This window comes from Bacillus sp. FSL H8-0547, from assembly GCA_038002745.1.
Taxonomy (GTDB): domain Bacteria; phylum Bacillota; class Bacilli; order Bacillales; family Bacillaceae; genus Bacillus_P.
Map to the genome: position 1 here is coordinate 2677524 of JBBODD010000001.1, position 22680 is coordinate 2700203.

The window sequence follows — 22680 nt, forward strand, 5'->3', positions numbered from 1 at the left end:
AAAAGAAAGCAGCGGTTTGACAATTATTTTATAAAACAAAAAAACCCTTGCTGCACAAGGGTTTCCGGATATGGAGCATAACGGGATCGAACCGATGACCTCTACGCTGCCAGCGTAGCGCTCTCCCAGCTGAGCTAATGCCCCGTATAGAATTAGTGCCAGTTGCTTTTGGCGATATACTAAATTATACTCCGACATTCACTATGTTGCAATAGAAAAAACAGTCAAAACGAAAAAAGTTTTGACTGTTTTTTATTTGCTTTCGGTTACTCCGAAAATTTGCTCATGGACATATCCGTTTACGGCAATATCTAAATCATGAAAATAACGGTGGAGAGTCAGGACGGTTTCAGCGTTTCCTGCGATGACACTGTCGGCATGCATGGTGATGGCTTCAAGATCTGCTTTTAAAGCGGAATCTTCTGTCAGGGGAATGAAATGGCCGGCATAGGCCTTGGCTGCTTCAGCCCGGGCAATTTGGTCAGGCATGTTCAGATCATTGATTCTTTCCCAGCCGGTTGTTTGATTATAGAACTCATGAAATTTTTTGATGAATTCACCTGCATCAGCGTATTCAGGATTTTCTGTGTCCCCATAATCCTGCACTTGCTGAGGGGGCCGGTTGGTTTCAGCGGCGGTTGGATGTTCTTCAGCACCCGTGTTCTTCAGGTAAACCATTGTCCAGACGCCGATCACCCCGGCCGAGAGCAGCACCAAGACAGCTGCAGCTGCAATTTTAAGTCCTTTTTTCACAGTTTCAAGCTCCTTTTATGTAAGTAGTACCTATTAAATAATACCATTACTGGTTGTGGTTGGGCGTTATATGAATAAAAAGAATCAAAATTTACATAGGCTTATTACACTATTTTGTTCTCTATTGAGAACTTATCGTGTAAAATACTAATGTCAGGAAATCTTTGTAAAGGAGGTGAACATTCTGAAAAAGTTGAAACATGCAGTTATTGCTTTCGTCCTTATTTCTGCTCTTTTTGCTCCGACATCTGCTCTTGCTTCCGGATACAATTATTCGCAGCCGCAGCAAAATTCGTTCGACTCGTTTCTTGATTCGGTCTTCTCTTATTTCTTTGGGGACAAGAATACGAAATATGATTATGGAAGCAGCCAGAAAAACAAGTATGAAGCAAATACGGTGAAATACGACGGCAAGTATTATTATTGCTGGACCAAGTTCTGGTGGGGATGGGGCTGGAAAAAGTATACGAAGAAAGAATGGGAAGATTGTTTCCCGCAAGTTCCTAAGGAGTCATGGGAAATCTGGAAGAAGTGGTATTGCTGGTGAGGCTCCTGAATACATAATCAGGAACAAAAAAAGCGCAGACGGTGTCTGCGCTTTTTTATATGGCTTCTGTGAGAGCCTCTCTTCAGGAAACCGCACTTCGCACTTCGAGCAGCTGAAGGAGATGTCTTTTTTCATGATATCCGATAAATTCAATCCACTGTTTAAGAGAAAGGTCTCCGAGATGCGGATGCTTCATCGCCTTTGCTTCCAGGTCGTGTTCAGGTGCTGTTTCTGCAAAGTTAATGAGCTCCCGGCGTGACCGGTCAAGCTTCGCATACAGCTCATCCTTTGAAAAGGGGCCATCTGCCGGCTTCAGGTTATCAGGTGCCGGCACTTTGTGCGAGCGGTCAATAACGAGTTGGAGCGGTTTTTCTGAGGCATCCTTTTTCTCACCGTTCATCAATACGTGCTTGAGGCCGCCTGTTATGACGGTTTCCATCAGATAGAGATGGTCGAGAATCTGTCCGGGACTCCAGACATCCTGTGAAGGTTTCAGGTTCAGCTGTTCATCTGTCATGTGCTCTGTTTCTTTCATCAGTTCTTCCCGTACGTTCAGTGTATAAGTAAGCATGTTAATCTCTCCCTTCTGCTATTATTCTATCAAACCTGTCTTAAGGAATCTCTTCTCAGCTTTTTTCAGACAGTTCTCTGGCCAGTTCCTGTTTTACCTGTTCTCTGAGTTTGTATTTCTGGATTTTTCCTGAAGCGGTCATCGGATAGTCTTTGACAAAGGTGTAGTATTCAGGGATTTTATAGTGGGACAGCTGTCCTCTGCAGAAGGCTTTTACGTCATCAGCAGTAAGTGCTGCGCCTTCTTTTAAAACGATGCAGGCTGCGACTCTTTCTCCGTATTTTTCATCCGGAATGCCAATCACCTGAACGTCCACTATGTCTTCATGACGGTAAAGGAACTCTTCAATTTCACGCGGATAGACATTCTCGCCGCCGCGAATAATCATATCCTTGAGGCGTCCGGTGATGACAACATAGCCGTGCTCATCCATCGTGGCCAGGTCGCCGGTGTGAAGCCAGCCCTGTTTATCAATAGCTTCCTCAGTAGCCTCCGGCATTTTGTAATACCCTTTCATGACAAGATACCCTCTTGTGCACAGCTCGCCCTGCACGCCTCTTGGCACTTCTTCTCCTGTAACGGGATCGATAATTTTCACTTCCACATGCGGATGTGCCTTGCCCACTGTTTCCACTTTGCGTTCGATGGAATCTGTTACAGTCGTCTGCGTAATAACAGGCGAGGATTCTGTTTGTCCGTAGGCGATTGTGATTTCAGACATGCCCATGTCGTTCATTACTTTTTTCATCACTTCAATCGGACAGGTGGAGCCAGCCATAATGCCTGTTCTTAAAGTGGAGAGGTCGTATTTTTTGAAATTAGGAGAGTTCAGCTCTGCAATAAACATCGTTGGCACGCCATGCAGCCCGGTGCATTTTTCTATTTCAACCGTCTGAAGAACAAGGTCGGGATCGAATTCCACAATCGGAACCATTGCTGCGCCGACTGAAACGCAGGCAAGCACGCCGAGAACGCAGCCGAAGCAGTGGAAAAACGGGACGGGAATACACAGGCGGTCTTCATGAGTCAAATTCATCGCACTTGCCACCAAAAACCCGTTGTTGACGATATTATGATGCGTCAGCATAACGCCTTTCGGAAAACCGGTTGTACCTGACGTATACTGCATATTGATAACGCCTTCAGGTGTGAGCAGACTCTCGCGTTCTGCAAGTTCTTCATCCGTCACTTTCATGCCGCGGACGAGAAGATCGTTCCAGCTGAGCATTCCCTCCGGTGCTTCGTTTTGGCCTATGTAAATGAGATTCTTCAAGTAAGGGAGTGCAGGCTGTGAGCTGTTTTCTGAAGAGGTTTCAGTCGTGATGGAGCGGACCAGATCAACGTAAGATGTTCCCTTAAAGCCGTCGATTAAAAAGAGAGCGGCAGAGTCGGACTGCTGCAGCAGATACTTAAGTTCACTGCTTTGATAGCTGGTGTTGACAGTGACAAGCACGGCCCCGATGCGGGCTGATGCAAACTGAAGGAGCAGCCATTCAGGAACATTCGTGGCCCATATGGCAATGTTTTCGCCTTTTTTTACGCCAAGTCCGATTAATGCTTTTGCAAGTTTTGTTGTCTCGCGGTAAAACTCATCATAGGTATAGCGGATGTTTTCTTTTGAATAGACGACCGCATCTCTATTTCCGTATGCAGAAACGGTATCTTTCAGTAATTGGCCGATGGTTTTGTTTTTGAGTGAATGCATAGGACCTCCCGGAACATTTAAATGGTTACGCTTTCATTATAACTATTTTTTGAAAGTTTTGAAAATAATATTCTGCAAATTGCCGGGTCCGTCATGCAGTATAATGGAAATGAGTGAATGGTGAAGGAGAAAAAACATGAACAAAACCACTTTGTATCCATATATCGCACTGGCTGTGGGAGTTGCGGCTGTTTCAACATCCGCTATTTTTGTCAAACTGACATCTGCTCCTGCGCCGGTTATTGCGTTTTACAGGCTGTTTTTTTCCACGCTGCTTGTTCTGCCTCTTTTTCTGGCAAAATGTCTGCCGCAGCTAAAGACGATGTCACGGAAAGACTGGAGCTATTCCGCTCTGGCCGGGGTGCTGCTTGCCTTTCATTTTATCCTCTGGTTTGAATCCCTGAACTACACGTCTGTGGCAAGCTCGGTTGTTCTCGTGACGCTGCAGCCGCTGTTTGCTTTTATCGGAACGTATTTCTTTTTTAAAGAAAGGGTTTCGATCAGAGCAGTAATCAGTGCCCTGCTGGCGATTGCCGGCAGTGCTGTTATCAGCTGGGGGGATTTCAGGATCAGCGGCCTCGCTCTGTTCGGAGATTTTCTTGCTCTGGCAGCCTGTGCGATGGTCACGGCATACCTTCTTTTTGGCCAGGGAGTGAGGAAAAGGCACTCTCTGACGCTTTATACGTTCATCGTCTATGCCGTAAGCTCTGTGACACTTCTAATCTACTGTCTGGCTCTGAAGTATCCGCTCAGCGGCTATCCGCAGCAGGACTGGATGTATTTTCTTCTGCTTGCGGCCGTCCCGACCCTGCTTGGGCATTCGCTGTTTAACTGGTCGCTGAAGTGGATTTCGACAAATGTCATCTCGGTCGCCATTCTGTTTGAACCGGTGGGCTCGATTATCCTGGCCTATTTCTTTTTGGCGGAAACGGTTCTCCTTACGCAGGTGATTGGCGGCGGAATCATTGTTGCCGGTGTGCTTCTTTTTATGACTGAGAAAAAAACCGGAGCAGAAATTCCTGAAAAACAAGCCGTGTAAAACGGAAAAGAGCACCCGGGCTGTTCCCTGGTGCTCTTTTCATCTTTACTGCTCTTTTAATTTTCTCTCTAACTCTTCATACGTATATCCGGTTTTATTTTTAAGGGCTTCTTCAAAACTTCCGGCAGCTTTTGTTTCCTTCAGCAGCTGGAGGATCATCTCTTCTCCAAATTCATCAGCAAGCATCTTTACAGCATAATAGCTTTGAGTATAAATGTCAGCGTCCGTACTTTTCTCAAGGGCATTTGCCCAGTCTCCCGGATTGATGAGATCGTAAAAAGAAACGGTAGTCTGAAGGGGGATAAGCACCTCTTTCCCGTTATACCCCGCATATTCAGCCAGTCCTTCATTAAACCAGATCGGGATTTTGTAAGGCTCAATGCCGAGCTTCTCAAGTGTCTTTTCTAAATAATAATGAGAATATTCGTGGTAAAACGTTTCAATCACAACAGGAGATGAGGCATTGTATTCATCCGGAATGACAACTGCCATCGTTTTTTTGTTGTGGTCGTAAAATCCCATATAATCCAGATAATCAAGCTCGTGCAGAGAATCAGGCGATTCGTCTAAAAGAAGAAGATCTATAGGCTGATCCTCGATCTCGCCGAGCAGACGCCTGCTTATTTCTCTTGCCTGTTTAAACTCGTTTTCTGCCAGTTCAAGATCCTTTTTCTTAAGTGACGGATAAAAAACGGTCATATGTGAGATTGTTTTCGTCATTGCCTGGTCTTTGTAATCTTCGTAAGGATCAACCGGAAGAAAGGCATTGACCTGGAATTCGAATTTTTCGCGCGGGCTGATGCTCTGGTAATTCACATGAGTGGTCATGATGTTCATCAGCACAACGAAAAACAGCGTAATGATCAGGCCGATACTTGTTGCCGAAAGGGCGATCGTTCCTGACAGCCCTCTGAAAAAAAGAAGGTTCCGTTCTTTGCTGTGAATCATTTCATAAACGGAATAGATAAAGAGGCCAAGGAGAAGCAGGCATATGATTGTGCCGGAAATCACAGACCCCGGGATATTTAAAAACAGAAATAAAACGTAAAAAACGGCGGTAAAGTAAACGATATAAAAAATGGACAGGGCGGCATGAAGTACGATTTTCACGGTAAGCCTCCAATTGAATAAGTCTAATAAACTTATTCTCTGCAAAAAAAGAAACTCCTTTTGAAACAGGGTTTTTATTGAAAGTTGTCGAATTTTAGTCAGCAAGGAGTGTTGAAAAATGAAGGTACTGATCAGAAAAGCTGCCAGAGAAGATGCAAAGCAAATTGCAATTGTACACGTCGACAGCTGGCGGACAACGTATAAGGGAATCGTAGCAGATTCATTTTTAAAAAGTCTGACTTACGAAAGCAAAGAGAAAATCTGGCACAGTATAAATCCGGATACTGTGTTCGTTGCAGAAGATGAAGAGGGCAAAATTGTCGGGTTTGCGGGATTTGGTCCGTCCAGGTCTCAGGAATACGGCTATGACGGCGAATTATACGCCATCTATCTTCTGAAAGAAGCACAAGGCGCAGGTGTTGGTAAGAGTCTGGTTCGTGCGGCAGCAGAGGAGCTGATGAACCTGAACTATCAATCGATGATGCTGTGGGTAATGAATGACAACCCGTCAAAGGGGTTCTATGAGCGCTACAGCCCTGAAAAAGTGGGAGAGGATACGTATGCAATTGAAGGCACCGATCATCCGGAGACAGCATTCGGCTGGAATCTGAAGGAATTGTCAGCGCAGCTGAATACATAAAAGGAGATGAAACTGCATTGAAAACCGCGTTAATACTTGGAGGCACACAGTTTTTTGGGAAGAGACTTGTTCATAAGCTTCTCGAGGACGGAGTAATTGTGACGGTCGCAACAAGAGGAAGAACCCGGGATGATTTTGGAGACGGAGTCGAGCGTCTTGTCATTGACCGGGAAAAGAAAGAATCAATGACCCGGGCTTTTGAAGGAAGGCAATGGGACACTGTCTATGATCAATCCTGTTTCTCGCCGCTTGAAGCCAAAACGGCTTATGAAGCGCTTGAGGGTAAAATAGGCCATTATATCTTTACATCAACAATGGCTGTCTATGAATTTGGCAAAGAGCGAAAGGAAACGGATTTTGACCCGCTCTTGTTCGACCCGACCTTTAAACACCGTAAAGAATATGGGGGAATGACCGGTTATCAGGAGGCAAAGCGCGGTGCCGAAGCGTATTTGTTCCAGAATGCGAAAGTGCCAGTTGCTGTTGTCAGGCCTGCTCTGGTCATCGGAACAGATGATTACACCGAGCGCTTCTTATTTCATGTAGACAAAGTGAAAAAAGAAGAGCCCATTGGCGCGAAAAATGATGATGTTTCTTTCAGCTTCACTTCATCTGAAGATGCTGCAGGTTTTCTTTTTCATGCAGGAAAAGAAAGGCTGACAGGAGCGTATAATATAGCGTTTGAAGACAATTTCTCTCTGAGAGAACTGATCGGCAGGATTGAGAGTGCTGCAGACAAACCCGCAGTCATTACAGGAGAAGTGACAAAAGAAAACGCGTCTCCGTACGGTCTTCCGGGTGACTGGACGCTGGATGTGACAAAAGCACAAATGACAGGATATTCTTTTGGAAACATGAACGAGTATGTTGAGAGTTTAATAGAAAAGCTGCTGTAAACTCCCGCGGGAGTCTCTGTGAAAGCAGAGACTCTTAATAAGCCTCCGTAGCTCTAGAAGGGAAGAGCGCCGGAAAACAGTAGAACCGGGTCGCAAGGCGAAGGTTTCAGAAGCACCGAAAAGCAACTATGCTGAGGCAGGTGAAATTCCTGCCGGTGAAAATCCGTAGGGAAGCGTGTTCCCCTTAGCCTATGCTTACGAAAGGAGTGCGGGTTCGAATCCCGCCGGAGGCATCAAAAAGACCCGGCAGACATCTGCCGGGTTCTAACTTAGATTTGCTGGTTAAAAACCGCTGCAAAATAGGCAAAAACAAATCCGAGGGGAAATGAAAAAACAACCGACCATCCTCTGACAGGGCCATCTTCGCCGCTGATTCGCAGCGCTTCAAAGTAGCCATACAAAAAATGACAGACGGATAGCAAAAAAGCAATCAGCATGAGGGAGTATGTGAGATTCATTTCATGGCCTCCATTAGGAAATCTATTACTATTAATACATGCTGAAAAAGAAGAGATTATGATAAAAAGCACCGGATTTCCGGTGCTTTTCTCTATTTTCTATTTACAATCAGCGCTTTTGAAGTCATCAGCATCAGCACAAGAATGATCGTACAGATGATAAATGTCGGAATCATGTAGGATGCATTGTACCCTGCTGAATATAATAGCACCGGCTGATCTCCTGCAAACTCGGCGAAAAAGACAGCACCTGCGAGTGTATGGGCTGCAAATCTCAGGAAGCTTCCAAGGAAAGCGGCAAGTGTGACATAAAGAATCAGGCGCCCTTTGTTTAAAGGATTAAGTGAGTTCTGAATATGTTTATAAAAAATACCTCCGGCACCAACTACTGTAAAGGCGGCAAAGTAGTCCAGAAAACCCTGAACAGGATGGACAATGGTCGTATAGCCCATGACCGTCTGCAGCAGTCCGAGGAGAAAGCCAGTCAGCAGTCCGCCCTTCAGACCGTGTCGGAATCCCATGATCAATACCGGTACCATCGCAAGTGAAATGGAGCCTCCCTGCGGCATTTTGCCGATAAAGCTTGTCGCTAGATCTAAAAGAAAGGCAATGGCAGCAAGAATCGCTGCTTCTAATAAAAAAACCAGGCGCTTATTTGTTTGCATGATTTTACCCCTTTTCGGCATTCGACCGGGGCCTTTTCTCCATGAAAAAAAGCAATGCGGGGAATGTCGGATGGTTTCCACGCACTGCTTTGGTTGGGTTATCACTTGAATCCATCGCCACATCCCTACGTAAGCTTTAACTTAACAGGTTCAACGGGTCAGAACATAACGTTCACTCTCAGCCGGCGGCTCCCCAAGTGGTCAAATGCGATATATGATTTAGACACTACTATACAGGAAACTGCAAAATTCGACAAGCTTAAATTCTATTTTTTTTCAGAAAATAGCGGAAAGTGTTTTTCCTTTCTTTACAAGTCCTGTAAAACTTGCTATAGTTTCCATGAATCTTATAGAAGCAGGGGAGCTGAGTGAACTCGGCTGAGAGGATACTGATTCTTGTATCGACCCTTTAACCTGATCTGGGTAATGCCAGCGGAGGGATACAGGAAAAGAGTCTTTTTTCCATGAACTTTGCGAATGCTTAAGGCTGCCCTAACCGGCAGCCTTTTTTGCGTTTTCTAAGAGATTCACAGAAAGAAAAGGAGGAATTAATCATGTCCAGTGTAAATCTAGCATTTCAGGTACTTCCGAAATCAGCAGACGGGAATACATACGAGATTGTCGACAAAGCCATCGAAGTGGTGCAGCAGTCGGGTGTCAAATATGAAGTCGGCGCGATGGAGACCGTTATGGAGGGTGAGCTCAATCATCTGCTTGAAATTGTCAAACAGGCTCAGGATGCCTGTATCGCTGCAGGTGCAAGCGAAGTGATGACGCATATGAAGATTCATTATCGCCCTGCTGAAGGAGTAACTATGGATGAAAAACTCCAGAAATATCGCTGAATCTTTATCGGGAATGGCGCTGCCGGCAGGAGTTCTGACTGTTTTACTTTTTATGTGGGAAATGGCTGTTGCGCTTTTTGAAATTGAGAAGTGGATCCTGCCGAAGCCAACAGACATTTTCCTTACATTGTTTGAAATGAGAGGAACGCTCGGCGTTCATATCCTTCAGACGCTTTCTGAGGCATTGCTTGGACTTTTAATTGCGGCAGCTGCAGGTGTGGCCATTGCTGTTTTAATCGACCAGTCCAAATGGATTAGAAGTGCTGTGGAACCGCTGCTCGTTCTCTCGCAGACAATTCCGATTATTGCTCTGGCGCCGCTTTTGATTATCTGGTTTGGCTTTGGAATGCTGCCGAAGGTTATTGTAACAGCGCTAGTCTGTTTTTTCCCGATTGCTATTAATCTGGCGGACGGATTCAGCCAGGCTGACAGGGATATGGTCAAGCTGATGAAAACAATGGGAGCCGGTAAGCGCCAGCTCTTTCTTAAATTAAAGCTGCCCGCTTCTATGCCGTATTTTTTTTCGGGTCTGAAAATTGCGGGAACATACAGTGTGATGGGGGCGGTAATCGGTGAATGGCTGGGGGCAAGCAAAGGTCTTGGGGTTATACTCACCAGATCCTCGCAGTCTTTTCTAACAGAAAAGGTATTTGCAGTGATCATTGTTATTGTTGCACTAAGTCTCTTAATCTTTGCTGCCATTGAACTGCTGGCAAGATTGGCAATGCCCTGGAAGTACAAAGCGCACAAGCAAAACTGATATGGAGGAAATCAATGAAAAATCTGCGGAAAATTCTCGTCACAGTATTCAGTGCATCCATTTTGATGACAGGATGCGGTTCAGCTGAGAACGCCTCAACTGAAGAATCAAAAAAAGTAAAGGTCATGCTGGATTGGTTTCCAAACACAAATCATACAGGTATTTATGCTGCTAAAGAGAAAGGCTTCTATAAGGAAGCGGGACTGGACGTTGAAATTGTAGAACCGGGTGAGGGAGTAAGCGCAGACCAAATTCTTGCATCGGGCGAGATTGATTTTGCAGTCAGCCACCAGGAAAATATCACGCATGCACGATCTGCCGGCCTGCCGGTCGTTTCAATTGCAGCTATTATTCAGGAAAACACATCCGCGTTTGCCTCTTTGAAAGAAGAAGGAATTGTATCGCCTGAAGATTTTGAAGGGAAACGATACGGCGGCTGGGGGTCTCCAACTGAAGAAGCAGTCATCCGTGCTGTTATGAACCAGGATGAAGCAGACTTTGATAAAGTGGATTACGTCACCCTCGGTGCGACTGATTTCTTTAAATCGATAGGCAGGGATACAGACTTTCAATGGATTTTTGAAGGATGGGATGGAATTGAAGCTAAAAGACAGGGAGTCGAACTGAATTATATCTATCTTAAGGATCTTGACCCTGCGCTTAACTACTACACACCAGTCCTTGCTGCAAGCGAGTCGAAAATAAAGAAAGAGAAGGACGTGGTCGGGGCTTTCATGGAGGCCACAGCACAAGGATATGAGTTTGCCATTGAGAGTCCGGACGAGGCAGCGGATATTCTCATTAAACATGTGCCTGAAATAAATAAAGAACTTGTAAAGGAGAGCCAGAAGTGGCTAAGTAAGCATTATAAGGGCGATGCAGAAAAATGGGGCATTCAAAAAGAAGAGGTTTGGGACCGGTATGCGGACTGGATGTATGATAAGAAACTGATTGAAGAAAACATCGAACCGAGTGAAGCCTACACAAACGAATTTTTGCCGAAGGATGAAAAGTAGCATGCTGACGCTTAAAGGAGCAGGCAAAACTTATCCTGGAAATCAAACCGTCCTGCTTCCATCTGATCTTATAGTAGAAAAAGGGGAATTTGTCAGCATCATTGGTCCAAGCGGATGCGGAAAAAGCACGCTTCTGGATATCATCGCCGGGGTAAACAGCCCAAGCGTCGGATCTGTTCACTACAGAGGGAAAGATATAACGAATCAAACAGGTCATGCCGGGTATATGCCTCAAAGCGATGTCCTGTTTCCGTGGAGAACGATTCTTGAAAATGTTATTTTGCCTTTGGAGCTTCAGGGAACAGGAAAAGACAAAGCTCGTGCAGAAGCACTCTCATTATTTCCGCAGTTCGGTCTTGAGGGATTTGAACATCATTATCCTTCTATGCTGTCCGGAGGAATGAGACAGAGGGCTAACTTTCTCAGGGCCTTTCTGAGCGGCAGAGACCTTCTATTATTGGATGAACCTTTTGGAAAGCTTGATGCGATGACAAGGCTTGATCTTCAAAAATGGTTTATCAGAATATGTGAAACCTCTGGAAAAACAGCTCTCTTTATCACACACGATATGGATGAGGCAATCTATCTTTCTGACAGGATTGCCGTATTTTCTCCGAGGCCGGGCAGGATCATTGAACAAATACCCGTTCCCTTAGGCCGGCCCAGAACGGAGCATATTCTTACATCGCCTGAATTTCTTTCAATGAAACAAAAACTTCTGAATCTCCTTCATTCAGAAAATGAGTCTGAAACGCGCTGATTTCAGTGCGTTTTCTTTTATAACATTTTTTTTGCAAAAAGATAAAAATGCTATTGCAATGGGGAAATCAGCGTGGTATATTATTATTCGTTGCCGCGAAAAACGCGTGAGAGCAACGGTGCCTGAGAAAAAGAAAAGTGAAAAAAACGCTTGACTTTGTAAAGGCGATTTGTTATTCTAATAAAGCTTCGCAGGAAGCGGAAATGATCTTTGAAAACTAAACAAAACCAAAAGCGTACCAAACGTTTTAAATTTTTTAAGTCAGCAACATTTATGAGTCACAAATTTTCTTCGGAGAGTTTGATCCTGGCTCAGGACGAACGCTGGCGGCGTGCCTAATACATGCAAGTCGAGCGGACCTCTTCGGAGGTCAGCGGCGGACGGGTGAGTAACACGTGGGCAACCTGCCTGTAAGACTGGGATAACTCCGGGAAACCGGAGCTAATACCGGATACTATGTCAAACCGCATGGTTTGACATTCAAAGACGGTTTCGGCTGTCACTTACAGATGGGCCCGCGGCGCATTAGCTAGTTGGTGAGGTAACGGCTCACCAAGGCGACGATGCGTAGCCGACCTGAGAGGGTGATCGGCCACACTGGGACTGAGACACGGCCCAGACTCCTACGGGAGGCAGCAGTAGGGAATCTTCCGCAATGGACGAAAGTCTGACGGAGCAACGCCGCGTGAGTGATGAAGGTTTTCGGATCGTAAAACTCTGTTGTCAGGGAAGAACAAGTGCCGGAGTAACTGCCGGTGCCTTGACGGTACCTGACCAGAAAGCCACGGCTAACTACGTGCCAGCAGCCGCGGTAATACGTAGGTGGCAAGCGTTGTCCGGAATTATTGGGCGTAAAGCGCGCGCAGGCGGTTTCTTAAGTCTGATGTGAAAGCCCCCGGCTCAACCGGGGAGGGTCATTGGAAACTGGGAAACTTGAGTGCAGAAGAGGAGAGTGGAATTCCACGTGTAGCGGTGAAATGCGTAGAGATGTGGAGGAACACCAGTGGCGAAGGCGACTCTCTGGTCTGTAACTGACGCTGAGGCGCGAAAGCGTGGGGAGCGAACAGGATTAGATACCCTGGTAGTCCACGCCGTAAACGATGAGTGCTAAGTGTTAGAGGGTTTCCGCCCTTTAGTGCTGCAGCTAACGCATTAAGCACTCCGCCTGGGGAGTACGGTCGCAAGACTGAAACTCAAAGGAATTGACGGGGGCCCGCACAAGCGGTGGAGCATGTGGTTTAATTCGAAGCAACGCGAAGAACCTTACCAGGTCTTGACATCCTTTGCCACTTCTAGAGATAGAAGGTTCCCCTTCGGGGGACAAAGTGACAGGTGGTGCATGGTTGTCGTCAGCTCGTGTCGTGAGATGTTGGGTTAAGTCCCGCAACGAGCGCAACCCTTGATCTTAGTTGCCAGCATTCAGTTGGGCACTCTAAGGTGACTGCCGGTGACAAACCGGAGGAAGGTGGGGATGACGTCAAATCATCATGCCCCTTATGACCTGGGCTACACACGTGCTACAATGGATGGTACAAAGGGCTGCGAGACCGCGAGGTTTAGCCAATCCCATAAAACCATTCTCAGTTCGGATTGCAGGCTGCAACTCGCCTGCATGAAGCTGGAATCGCTAGTAATCGCGGATCAGCATGCCGCGGTGAATACGTTCCCGGGCCTTGTACACACCGCCCGTCACACCACGAGAGTTTGCAACACCCGAAGTCGGTGGGGTAACCGCAAGGAGCCAGCCGCCTAAGGTGGGGTAGATGATTGGGGTGAAGTCGTAACAAGGTAGCCGTATCGGAAGGTGCGGCTGGATCACCTCCTTTCTAAGGATATGAGGTCGCTTTTGGTTTTTGTTTAGTTTTGAGAGATCATTCTCTCTATATGAAAGAAGGCAATCATTCTTGATTTGCCGGTTGTTCTTTGAAAACTGGATAACGTAATTGATAACAAGTAATTCACTGAGATTTACGCTTACCATAGTGATTTTCTTAGACTTTACAGTCTAAACAAACGATTGACCAATTTTGGTTAAGTTATGAAGGGCGCACGGTGGATGCCTTGGCACTAGGAGCCGATGAAGGACGGGACTAACACCGATATGCTTTGGGGAGCTGTAAGTAAGCTTTGATCCAGAGATTTCCGAATGGGGAAACCCACTGTTCGTAATGGAACAGTATCTTTACCTGAATACATAGGGTACTGAAGGCAGACCCGGGGAACTGAAACATCTAAGTACCCGGAGGAAGAGAAAGCAAATGCGATTTCCCAAGTAGCGGCGAGCGAAACGGAATCAGCCCAAACCAAGAGGCTTGCCTCTTGGGGTTGTAGGACACTCTATACGGAGTTACAAAGGAACGGGGTAGATGAAGCGGCCTGGAAAGGCCTGTCATAGAAGGTAAAAACCCTGTAGTCGAAACTTCGTTCCCTCCAGAGTGGATCCTGAGTACGGCGGGACACGTGAAATCCCGTCGGAATCCGGGAGGACCATCTCCCAAGGCTAAATACTACCTAGTGACCGATAGTGAACCAGTACCGTGAGGGAAAGGTGAAAAGCACCCCGGAAGGGGAGTGAAAAGATCCTGAAACCGTGTGCTTACAAGTAGTCAGAGCCCGTTAACGGGTGATGGCGTGCCTTTTGTAGAATGAACCGGCGAGTTACGATCCCGTGCAAGGTTAAGTTGATGAGACGGAGCCGCAGCGAAAGCGAGTCTGAATAGGGCGAATTAGTACGTGGTCGTAGACCCGAAACCAGGTGATCTACCCATGTCCAGGGTGAAGTTCAGGTAACACTGAATGGAGGCCCGAACCCACGCACGTTGAAAAGTGCGGGGATGAGGTGTGGGTAGCGGAGAAATTCCAATCGAACTTGGAGATAGCTGGTTCTCTCCGAAATAGCTTTAGGGCTAGCCTCGAGTATGAGAGTCTTGGAGGTAGAGCACTGATTGGACTAGGGGCCCTCATCGGGTTACCGAATTCAGTCAAACTCCGAATGCCAAAGACTTGCTCCTCGGGAGTCAGACTGCGAGTGATAAGATCCGTAGTCAAGAGGGAAACAGCCCAGACCGCCAGCTAAGGTCCCAAAGTATACGTTAAGTGGAAAAGGATGTGGAGTTGCTTAGACAACCAGGATGTTGGCTTAGAAGCAGCCACCATTTAAAGAGTGCGTAATAGCTCACTGGTCGAGTGACTCTGCGCCGAAAATGTACCGGGGCTAAACGTATCACCGAAGCTGCGGACTGTTCTTACGAACAGTGGTAGGAGAGCGTTCTAAGGGCGTCGAAGCCAGACCGGAAGGACTGGTGGAGCGCTTAGAAGTGAGAATGCCGGTATGAGTAGCGAAAGAGGGGTGAGAATCCCCTCCACCGAATGCCTAAGGTTTCCTGAGGAAGGCTCGTCCGCTCAGGGTTAGTCGGGACCTAAGCCGAGGCCGAAAGGCGTAGGCGATGGACAACAGGTTGATATTCCTGTACCACCTCCTCACCATTTGAGCAATGGGGGGACGCAGGAGGATAGGGCAAGCGCGCTGTTGGATATGCGCGTCCAAGCAGTTAGGCCGGGAAGTAGGCAAATCCGCTTCCCATATAAGGCTGAGCTGTGATGGCGAGGGAAATTTAGTACCGAAGTTCCTGATTCCACACTGCCAAGAAAAGCCTCTAGCGAGGTGAGAGGTGCCCGTACCGCAAACCGACACAGGTAGGCGAGGAGAGAATCCTAAGGTGAGCGAGAGAACTCTCGTTAAGGAACTCGGCAAAATGACCCCGTAACTTCGGGAGAAGGGGTGCTTTTTAGGGTGAATAGCCCTGAAAAGCCGCAGTGAATAGGCCCAGGCGACTGTTTAGCAAAAACACAGGTCTCTGCGAAGCCGCAAGGCGAAGTATAGGGGCTGACGCCTGCCCGGTGCTGGAAGGTTAAGGGGAGAGGTTAGCGCAAGCGAAGCTTTGAACCGAAGCCCCAGTAAACGGCGGCCGTAACTATAACGGTCCTAAGGTAGCGAAATTCCTTGTCGGGTAAGTTCCGACCCGCACGAAAGGCGTAACGATCTGGGCACTGTCTCAACGAGAGACTCGGTGAAATTATAGTACCTGTGAAGATGCAGGTTACCCGCGACAGGACGGAAAGACCCCGTGGAGCTTTACTGCAGCCTGATATTGAATTTTGGTACAGCTTGTACAGGATAGGTAGGAGCCTTGGAAACCGGAGCGCCAGCTTCGGTGGAGGCATTGGTGGGATACTACCCTTGCTGTATTGAAATTCTAACCCGCAGCCCTTACCGGGCTGGGAGACAGTGTCAGGCGGGCAGTTTGACTGGGGCGGTCGCCTCCTAAAATGTAACGGAGGCGCCCAAAGGTTCCCTCAGAATGGTTGGAAATCATTCGCAGAGTGTAAAGGCACAAGGGAGCTTGACTGCGAGACCTACAAGTCGAGCAGGGACGAAAGTCGGGCTTAGTGATCCGGTGGTTCCGCATGGAAGGGCCATCGCTCAACGGATAAAAGCTACCCCGGGGATAACAGGCTTATCTCCCCCAAGAGTCCACATCGACGGGGAGGTTTGGCACCTCGATGTCGGCTCATCGCATCCTGGGGCTGTAGTCGGTCCCAAGGGTTGGGCTGTTCGCCCATTAAAGCGGTACGCGAGCTGGGTTCAGAACGTCGTGAGACAGTTCGGTCCCTATCCGTCGTGGGCGCAGGAAATTTGAGAGGAGCTGTCCTTAGTACGAGAGGACCGGGATGGACGCACCGCTGGTGTACCAGTTGTCTTGCCAAAGGCATCGCTGGGTAGCTATGTGCGGAAGGGATAAGTGCTGAAAGCATCTAAGCATGAAGCCCCCCTCAAGATGAGATTTCCCATCACATTTGTGAGTAAGAACCCTGAAAGATGATCAGGTTGATAGGTCTGAGGTGGAAGCGCGGTGACGTGTGGAGCTGACAGATACTAATCGTTCGAGGACTTAACCACAGTCTAACTAAGCGTAAATTGCACGTGAATCTTGTTATCAAACGTTATTCAGTTTTGAAAGAATAACTTCTTTCAAAAAAAGCTTGAAATCTTCGGATTTCATAGTATAATAATTTTTGTCACTATGTCTGGTGATGATGGCAAAGAGGTCACACCCGTTCCCATGCCGAACACGGAAGTTAAGCTCTTTAGCGCCGATGGTAGTTGGGGGTTTCCCCCTGTGAGAGTAGGACGTTGCCAGGCTGCTGACAAAAATTAAACCCGGAGGATTAGCTCAGCTGGGAGAGCATCTGCCTTACAAGCAGAGGGTCGGCGGTTCGAGCCCGTCATCCTCCACCATATGATTTCTGGACATGCTTTTTATAAATGCCGGTGTAGCTCAATTGGTAGAGCAACTGACTTGTAATCAGTAGGTTGGGGGTTCAAGTCCTCTCGCCGGCACCACTAGGTTTCTTATATATGTGCCATTAGCTCAGTCGGTAGAGCATCTGACTTTTAATCAGAGGGTCGAAGGTTCGAGTCCTTCATGGCACACCATTTTTCCTTAATATGCGGGTGTGGCGGAATTGGCAGACGCGCTAGACTTAGGATCTAGTGTCTTTGACGTGGGGGTTCGAGTCCCTTCACCCGCATGATATTGCGGAAGTAGTTCAGTGGTAGAACACCACCTTGCCAAGGTGGGGGTCGCGGGTTCGAATCCCGTCTTCCGCTCTTTGAATAAGCCGGGGTGGCGGAACTGGCAGACGCACAGGACTTAAAATCCTGCGGTAGGTGACTACCGTACCGGTTCGATTCCGGTCCTCGGCACCACACACATTTTTATACGCGCCCGTAGCTCAATTGGATAGAGCGTTTGACTACGGATCAAAAGGTTATGGGTTCGACTCCTATCGGGCGCGCCATATTACGGGAAGTAGCTCAGCTTGGTAGAGCACTTGGTTTGGGACCAAGGGGTCGCAGGTTCGAATCCTGTCTTCCCGACCATTGGATTTTTAGGGGCCTTAGCTCAGCTGGGAGAGCGCCTGCCTTGCACGCAGGAGGTCAGCGGTTCGATCCCGCTAGGCTCCACCATTTTAATAGAAGTAATTGACTTTGTTCCTGGGGCGGTGTAGCTCAGCTGGCTAGAGCGTACGGTTCATACCCGTGAGGTCGTGGGTTCGACTCCCTCCGCCGCTACCAAAAAAGGACCTTTAGCTCAGTTGGTTAGAGCAGACGGCTCATAACCGTCCGGTCGTAGGTTCGAGTCCTACAAGGTCCACCATTCTATTTTCATACGGAGGTATACCCAAGTCCGGCTGAAGGGATCGGTCTTGAAAACCGACAGGGGGGTCAAACCCCGCGGGGGTTCGAATCCCTCTACCTCCTCCATTTCTTTTATCTTCAGCAAAACAAATTAGCATTATTTATTACTATCGCGGGGTGGAGCAGTCTGGTAGCTCGTCGGGCTCATAACCCGAAGGTCGCAGGTTCAAATCCTGTCCCCGCAACCAAATGGTCCCGTGGTGTAGCGGTTAACATGCCTGCCTGTCACGCAGGAGATCGCCGGTTCGATCCCGGTCGGGACCGCCATTTTTATAAAGGCTTGGTAGCTCAGTCGGTAGAGCAAAGGACTGAAAATCCTTGTGTCGGCGGTTCGATTCCGTCCCAAGCCACCATTTGCTTTTGCAAATCTTGCAGCTTTAAAATTTTACAGATAGTGGCGGTTGTGGCGAAGTGGTTAACGCACCAGATTGTGGCTCTGGCATTCGTGGGTTCGATTCCCATCAGTCGCCCCATTTTATCTTTATTTACTGCGGGTGTAGTTTAATGGTAAAACCTCAGCCTTCCAAGCTGATGTCGTGGGTTCGATTCCCATCACCCGCTCCAATAATGGGCCTATAGCTCAGCTGGTTAGAGCGCACGCCTGATAAGCGTGAGGTCGATGGTTCGAGTCCATTTAGGCCCACCATTCCTATTATAGGAGCATATATGATTTTCCGCAGTAGCTCAGTGGTAGAGCTATCGGCTGTTAACCGATCGGTCGTAGGTTCGAGTCCTACCTGCGGAGCCATTTATTCTGGGGAAGTACTCAAGTGGCTGAAGAGGCGCCCCTGCTAAGGGTGTAGGTCGCGTAAGCGGCGCGAGGGTTCAAATCCCTCCTTCTCCGCCAGAAGGCATGCTCCGGCCCGTTGGTCAAGCGGTTAAGACACCGCCCTTTCACGGCGGTAACACGGGTTCGAATCCCGTACGGGTCATCATTTGAAAAGCGCTGCACAATGTGCAGCGCTTTTTTTGTCGTTAAAAAAGAAAATAAAAAGCAGGTATGAAAAACGGCATAGAACGTATTTATCCTAAATCATGCGTCCGTGAATCATGATCTCGAAATTAACTCCCGCAAAGCAGCTTAGACCGTCTCCAAGGAACGAATGAAACCTTCTCCCCGTTAAAATAAGACTTCAAAAAATCTTTTTTTTCCTTAAAATATGTTTTCAACAAATAATATATATTTCTGTTATTCAAAAAGGTTTGAATGTTTTCCATTAGAGGTATATGTAATGGTAATAAAGAAACCGTGATTAAAAGGTCGTGAAAATTTCGACAAATATAAGAGGATTTGTCGAAATAACTGTTTTCGTGATATAGCATACGGAATTTGCTGAAATTGTATTTTTTGGTTAATATGCCCGGATTTTCTCATCGAATATGTTTCTATTTAGTAAATAAGACTGATGTTCATTTCACCAACACTCTATCCTTCCTTCCTTTCTTTATTCGACATCATTTTAAAAGAATAATGTTTTGAAAAATGAATGACTGTTCATGACATATCGTGTCAATAAGTAGAAGCGCTTACAAAAAAGGTAATTCTTCCTTCTGATTGAAATAAGAATTAAGATTACTTTATAGAAAGGGTGATGGGAATGAATCTTGCTACGCCAACTGATTTTGAGGTGCATCTTTTCCATGAAGGAAATTTGTTCAGAGCTCATGAATTGTTTGGTGCCCGCAGCAGCGTGCGAAACGGTGTAAGCGGAACAGTATTCACAGTTTGGGCTCCTCATGCGCTTGAGGTGCGGGTTGCAGGTGATTTTAATCACTGGGACGGCACAGGACACAAGCTTGAGAAGCTGAATGAACAGGGAATCTGGTCTGCTTTTATTGCCGGCATCGAAGAGGGTGATCTCTATAAATATGAGATTATCACAAAAAAGCAGGAAAAGATCCTGAAGGCTGATCCATTTGCCTTTTATTCTGAGCTGAAGCCAAATACAGCTTCTGTTGTTTACAATCTTGGAGGGTATAATTGGAATGATAAAAACTGGCAGAGAAAAAAGCGCCAGAAGGAAATTTATCAGCGCCCTATGTACATTTATGAACTGAATATCTGCTCTTGGAAAAAGAAAGAAGACGGCAGCCTTTATACATATTTAGAGCTTGCGGATGTCTTGATTCCGTATGTTCTTGAGCATGGGTTTACACATATCGAACTTTTGCCGATCATTGAGCACCCATATGACCGTTCATGGGGATATCAGGGCACAGGCTATTATTCGGCTACAAGCCGTTACGGCACCCCGCACGACTTGATGACATTTATAGATCTTTGCCACCAGAATAACCTGGGAGTCATTATGGACTGGGTTCCAGGCCATTTCTGCAAAGATGCACACGGACTTTATTTCTTTGACGGGGAACCGGTTTTTGAATATGAGAAATTTGAAGACAGGGAGAATATTGTCTGGGGTACGGCGAACTTTGATCTTGGAAAACCGGAAGTGCAGAGTTTTCTGATTTCAAATGCTCTCTTCTGGCTTGAAATGTTCCACATCGACGGTTTCAGGGTTGATGCTGTTGCAAATATGATTTACTGGCAGAATACGGATGAACCTCACGAGAATGCGTTCGCTGTTCAGTTTTTAAGAAAACTGAATGAGAAAGTATTTGAGTACGATCCTTCCGTACTGATGATTGCCGAAGATTCTACGGATTTTCCTCTTGTTACATCTCCTGTCTCTGATGGAGGACTGGGATTTAATTATAAATGGAATATGGGCTGGATGAACGATATCCTCAAATACATGGAAGCCCCTCCTGAACAGCGGAAAGATCTTCATCACAAAGTTTCTTTTTCCCTGATTTACGCTTTCACAGAGAATTTTATCCTTCCGCTTTCACATGATGAAGTGGTCCATGGAAAACGTTCACTGCTGAATAAAATGCCGGGTGACTACTGGCAGAAGTTTGCACAGTACAGACTTTTGCTCGGCTATATGCTTGCACATCCAGGCAAAAAGCTGCTTTTTATGGGCGGAGAATTTGCCCAGTTTGACGAATGGAAAGACCTTGAGGAGCTTGACTGGGTGCTTGATGACTTTGAGATGCATCAAAAATCCAGAGTATATGTGAAAGAACTGCTTGCCCTGTATAAACGGCAGCGTCCGCTTTATGAGCTTGACCATTCGCAGGAAGGCTTTGAATGGATTGACGTCAATAATTCGGACCAGAGTATTTTTTCTTTTATCCGTAAAGGGATTAAGCCGAACGAACAGCTTGTTGTCGTTTGTAACTTCACTCCTGAAACGTACCATGACTATAAAGTCGGAGTGCCGATTGACACCAGATATGTTGAAACGCTGAACAGCGATGATGCCGTATTTGGAGGCTCGGGCCAGATCAACAGGAAAGAACTGAAAGCACAGGAAGGCAAGATGCATAATCAGCCTTACCATATATCAATGACCATTCCGCCATATGGAATATCCATATTACGCGCAGTTAAAAAACGAGAGGAGACAATCAACCATGGTGAAAAAAAAGTGCGTCGCAATGTTATTGGCAGGAGGAAAGGGTAGCAGATTAAGTTCACTGACACAAAATCTGGCGAAACCGGCTGTTCCATTTGGAGGAAAATACAGAATCATTGATTTTACACTGAGCAACTGCTGCAACTCCGGTATTGATACTGTTGGTGTGCTGACGCAGTATCAGCCGCTAGTCCTGAATTCCTACATCGGAATCGGCAGTGCATGGGATCTTGACCGTAAAAACGGAGGAGTAACGGTTCTTCCTCCATATGCTGAATCTTCAGAAGTGAAATGGTACAAAGGAACAGCGAGTGCCATCTATCAGAATATGAATTATTTAAAACAGTATGATCCTGAATATGTACTCATTTTGTCAGGTGATCATATTTACAAAATGGATTATTCCGACATGCTTGACTATCATATCGAAAAAGACGCCGACGTCTCTATTTCGGTAAAAGAAGTCCCGTGGGATGAAGCGAGCCGGTTCGGTATCTTAAATACTGACGCTAATCTTGAAGTTATAGAGTTTGATGAAAAACCGCAAAACCCGAAAAACAATCTTGCTTCCATGGGGATCTATATTTTCAAATGGTCCATTCTTAAGGAATTTTTGGAAATGGATGAGCGCAATCCATATTCAAGCCACGACTTTGGAAAAGATGTTCTTCCGCTGCTTCTTGACGAAAAGAAAAAGCTTGTTGCGTATCCATTTAAAGGCTACTGGAAGGATGTCGGCACAGTGAAAAGTCTGTGGGAAGCAAATATGGATCTTCTAAAAGCCGATCCTGAGCTTGATCTTTTCGACAATAACTGGAGAATTTATTCTGTCAACCCGAATCAGCCGCCGCAGTATCTGTCAGAAGGCGCAGAAGTGACGGAATCTTTAGTAAACGAAGGCTGTGTCGTATACGGCACCATTCATAAATCCGTCCTTTTCCAGGGTGTAACAGTAGGACAGCACTCCTTCCTTAAAAATACGGTCGTCATGCCGGATGCTGTCATTGGCAATAATGTTTATATTGAGAATGCGATTGTTCCGTCGGGACTTGTTGTGCCGGATGGCATGGTCATTCGTTCGGATAAAGATATTGATGAAGTCATTTTAGTAACGGAAGAATTAGTCGAGCAAACGGCAGGAGCGTAACCGTTAAGTACGATGTGCGTGTCA

16 protein-coding genes, 22 tRNA genes, 3 rRNA genes and 2 riboswitches are annotated in these 22680 nt (G+C 46.6%); of the genes, 34 read left to right on the forward strand and 7 right to left on the reverse strand.

The window, feature by feature from the left end; all coding sequences use genetic code 11:
* Positions 1-71: 71 nt before the first annotated feature.
* Positions 72-144, reverse strand: a tRNA-Ala gene (locus tag MHB63_13100).
* 108 nt (positions 145-252) lie between these two features.
* Positions 253-753 (reverse strand): hypothetical protein, encoded by a 501-nt coding sequence (locus MHB63_13105; protein ID MEK3807475.1) that lies wholly within the window; start codon positions 751-753, stop codon positions 253-255.
* A 193-nt stretch (positions 754-946) separates the two neighbouring features.
* Between MHB63_13105 and MHB63_13110 the strand changes: the two genes are divergently transcribed.
* The gene (locus MHB63_13110) at positions 947-1300 is read left to right on the forward strand and encodes a hypothetical protein (protein MEK3807476.1); all 354 of its coding nucleotides are present in this window, start codon (positions 947-949) and stop codon (positions 1298-1300) included.
* Between the two features lie 82 nt (positions 1301-1382).
* On the opposite strand, the gene MHB63_13115 is transcribed toward MHB63_13110, so the two are convergent.
* Both MHB63_13115 and MHB63_13120 read right to left on the reverse strand, forming a co-directional pair.
* Positions 1383-1871 (reverse strand): DinB family protein, encoded by a 489-nt coding sequence (locus tag MHB63_13115; protein MEK3807477.1) that lies wholly within the window; start codon positions 1869-1871, stop codon positions 1383-1385.
* A gap of 55 nt (positions 1872-1926) precedes the next feature.
* On the reverse strand, positions 1927-3576 hold the full coding sequence (locus tag MHB63_13120; GenBank protein MEK3807478.1) for an AMP-binding protein: 1650 nt from the start codon (positions 3574-3576) through the stop codon (positions 1927-1929).
* A gap of 136 nt (positions 3577-3712) precedes the next feature.
* On the opposite strand from MHB63_13120, the gene MHB63_13125 reads away from it, so the two are divergent.
* The gene (locus MHB63_13125) at positions 3713-4615 is read left to right on the forward strand and encodes a DMT family transporter (GenBank protein MEK3807479.1); all 903 of its coding nucleotides are present in this window, start codon (positions 3713-3715) and stop codon (positions 4613-4615) included.
* A gap of 45 nt (positions 4616-4660) precedes the next feature.
* Here MHB63_13125 and MHB63_13130 read toward each other — a convergent pair whose 3' ends face one another.
* On the reverse strand, positions 4661-5725 hold the full coding sequence (locus MHB63_13130) for a hypothetical protein (GenBank protein MEK3807480.1): 1065 nt from the start codon (positions 5723-5725) through the stop codon (positions 4661-4663).
* A gap of 118 nt (positions 5726-5843) precedes the next feature.
* On the opposite strand from MHB63_13130, the gene MHB63_13135 reads away from it, so the two are divergent.
* Together MHB63_13135 and MHB63_13140 are read left to right on the forward strand one after the other, a co-directional pair.
* Positions 5844-6365, forward strand: a complete 522-nt coding sequence (locus MHB63_13135; GenBank protein MEK3807481.1) for a GNAT family N-acetyltransferase — start codon at positions 5844-5846, stop codon at positions 6363-6365.
* Positions 6366-6382: 17 nt separating this feature from the next.
* Complete coding sequence (locus MHB63_13140; protein ID MEK3807482.1) at positions 6383-7261, forward strand: NAD-dependent epimerase/dehydratase family protein; 879 nt, start codon at positions 6383-6385, stop codon at positions 7259-7261.
* A gap of 269 nt (positions 7262-7530) precedes the next feature.
* On the opposite strand, the gene MHB63_13145 is transcribed toward MHB63_13140, so the two are convergent.
* Both MHB63_13145 and thiT read right to left on the reverse strand, forming a co-directional pair.
* Positions 7531-7719: a hypothetical protein gene (locus MHB63_13145; protein MEK3807483.1), complete on the reverse strand. Its 189-nt coding sequence runs from the start codon at positions 7717-7719 to the stop codon at positions 7531-7533.
* Between the two features lie 92 nt (positions 7720-7811).
* On the reverse strand, positions 7812-8384 hold the full coding sequence (gene thiT / locus MHB63_13150) for an energy-coupled thiamine transporter ThiT (protein MEK3807484.1): 573 nt from the start codon (positions 8382-8384) through the stop codon (positions 7812-7814).
* A gap of 105 nt (positions 8385-8489) precedes the next feature.
* A riboswitch (TPP riboswitch) is annotated at positions 8490-8590 on the reverse strand.
* A gap of 141 nt (positions 8591-8731) precedes the next feature.
* A riboswitch (TPP riboswitch) is annotated at positions 8732-8843 on the forward strand.
* Positions 8844-8935: 92 nt separating this feature from the next.
* On the opposite strand from thiT, the gene MHB63_13155 reads away from it, so the two are divergent.
* From MHB63_13155 to MHB63_13300, 30 genes are all read left to right on the forward strand, one after another.
* A complete protein-coding gene (locus MHB63_13155) occupies positions 8936-9229 on the forward strand; it encodes a thiamine-binding protein (GenBank protein MEK3807485.1) in 294 nt (97 codons plus the stop codon).
* Complete coding sequence (locus tag MHB63_13160) at positions 9204-9989, forward strand: ABC transporter permease (protein MEK3807486.1); 786 nt, start codon at positions 9204-9206, stop codon at positions 9987-9989. Before MHB63_13155 ends, MHB63_13160 begins: the two co-directional genes overlap by 26 nt.
* A gap of 14 nt (positions 9990-10003) precedes the next feature.
* Positions 10004-11005, forward strand: coding sequence for an ABC transporter substrate-binding protein (locus MHB63_13165; protein MEK3807487.1), 1002 nt, complete (start codon positions 10004-10006; stop codon positions 11003-11005).
* A 1-nt stretch (position 11006) separates the two neighbouring features.
* Positions 11007-11765 carry an ABC transporter ATP-binding protein gene (locus MHB63_13170; protein MEK3807488.1) on the forward strand — a complete coding sequence of 253 codons (759 nt, stop codon included), beginning with the start codon at positions 11007-11009 and terminating at the stop codon, positions 11763-11765.
* Positions 11766-12053: 288 nt separating this feature from the next.
* Positions 12054-13591: ribosomal RNA gene (locus tag MHB63_13175) — 16S ribosomal RNA — on the forward strand.
* Between the two features lie 203 nt (positions 13592-13794).
* Positions 13795-16725, forward strand: a 23S ribosomal RNA gene (locus MHB63_13180).
* Between the two features lie 127 nt (positions 16726-16852).
* Positions 16853-16968 (forward strand): 5S ribosomal RNA (gene rrf / locus MHB63_13185).
* The 16S, 23S and 5S rRNA genes sit together here with 21 tRNA genes alongside, the layout of an rRNA operon.
* A 20-nt stretch (positions 16969-16988) precedes the next feature.
* A tRNA-Val gene (locus MHB63_13190) sits at positions 16989-17064 on the forward strand.
* A gap of 29 nt (positions 17065-17093) precedes the next feature.
* Positions 17094-17169, forward strand: a tRNA-Thr gene (locus MHB63_13195).
* 17 nt (positions 17170-17186) lie between these two features.
* Positions 17187-17262, forward strand: a tRNA-Lys gene (locus MHB63_13200).
* Positions 17263-17276: 14 nt separating this feature from the next.
* Positions 17277-17357: transfer RNA gene (locus tag MHB63_13205), tRNA-Leu, on the forward strand.
* 7 nt (positions 17358-17364) lie between these two features.
* Positions 17365-17436 (forward strand) — tRNA-Gly (locus MHB63_13210).
* 10 nt (positions 17437-17446) lie between these two features.
* A tRNA-Leu gene (locus tag MHB63_13215) sits at positions 17447-17535 on the forward strand.
* Positions 17536-17550: 15 nt separating this feature from the next.
* Positions 17551-17627: transfer RNA gene (locus MHB63_13220), tRNA-Arg, on the forward strand.
* A 5-nt stretch (positions 17628-17632) separates the two neighbouring features.
* Positions 17633-17709 (forward strand) — tRNA-Pro (locus MHB63_13225).
* A gap of 11 nt (positions 17710-17720) precedes the next feature.
* Positions 17721-17796: transfer RNA gene (locus MHB63_13230), tRNA-Ala, on the forward strand.
* 31 nt (positions 17797-17827) lie between these two features.
* Positions 17828-17904: transfer RNA gene (locus tag MHB63_13235), tRNA-Met, on the forward strand.
* A 5-nt stretch (positions 17905-17909) separates the two neighbouring features.
* Positions 17910-17986, forward strand: a tRNA-Ile gene (locus MHB63_13240).
* 14 nt (positions 17987-18000) lie between these two features.
* Positions 18001-18093, forward strand: a tRNA-Ser gene (locus MHB63_13245).
* 45 nt (positions 18094-18138) lie between these two features.
* Positions 18139-18215, forward strand: a tRNA-Met gene (locus MHB63_13250).
* Between the two features lie 3 nt (positions 18216-18218).
* Positions 18219-18294 (forward strand) — tRNA-Asp (locus MHB63_13255).
* 10 nt (positions 18295-18304) lie between these two features.
* Positions 18305-18380 (forward strand) — tRNA-Phe (locus MHB63_13260).
* Between the two features lie 44 nt (positions 18381-18424).
* Positions 18425-18500: transfer RNA gene (locus tag MHB63_13265), tRNA-His, on the forward strand.
* Between the two features lie 17 nt (positions 18501-18517).
* A tRNA-Gly gene (locus MHB63_13270) sits at positions 18518-18591 on the forward strand.
* 5 nt (positions 18592-18596) lie between these two features.
* A tRNA-Ile gene (locus MHB63_13275) sits at positions 18597-18673 on the forward strand.
* A gap of 27 nt (positions 18674-18700) precedes the next feature.
* Positions 18701-18775: transfer RNA gene (locus MHB63_13280), tRNA-Asn, on the forward strand.
* Positions 18776-18783: 8 nt separating this feature from the next.
* Positions 18784-18874, forward strand: a tRNA-Ser gene (locus MHB63_13285).
* A 13-nt stretch (positions 18875-18887) separates the two neighbouring features.
* Positions 18888-18959: transfer RNA gene (locus tag MHB63_13290), tRNA-Glu, on the forward strand.
* Positions 18960-19625: 666 nt separating this feature from the next.
* Positions 19626-21557 carry a 1,4-alpha-glucan branching enzyme gene (gene glgB / locus MHB63_13295; GenBank protein MEK3807489.1) on the forward strand — a complete coding sequence of 644 codons (1932 nt, stop codon included), beginning with the start codon at positions 19626-19628 and terminating at the stop codon, positions 21555-21557.
* Positions 21511-22656: a glucose-1-phosphate adenylyltransferase gene (locus tag MHB63_13300; protein ID MEK3807490.1), complete on the forward strand. Its 1146-nt coding sequence runs from the start codon at positions 21511-21513 to the stop codon at positions 22654-22656. Before glgB ends, MHB63_13300 begins: the two co-directional genes overlap by 47 nt.
* Positions 22657-22680 lie beyond the last annotated feature (24 nt).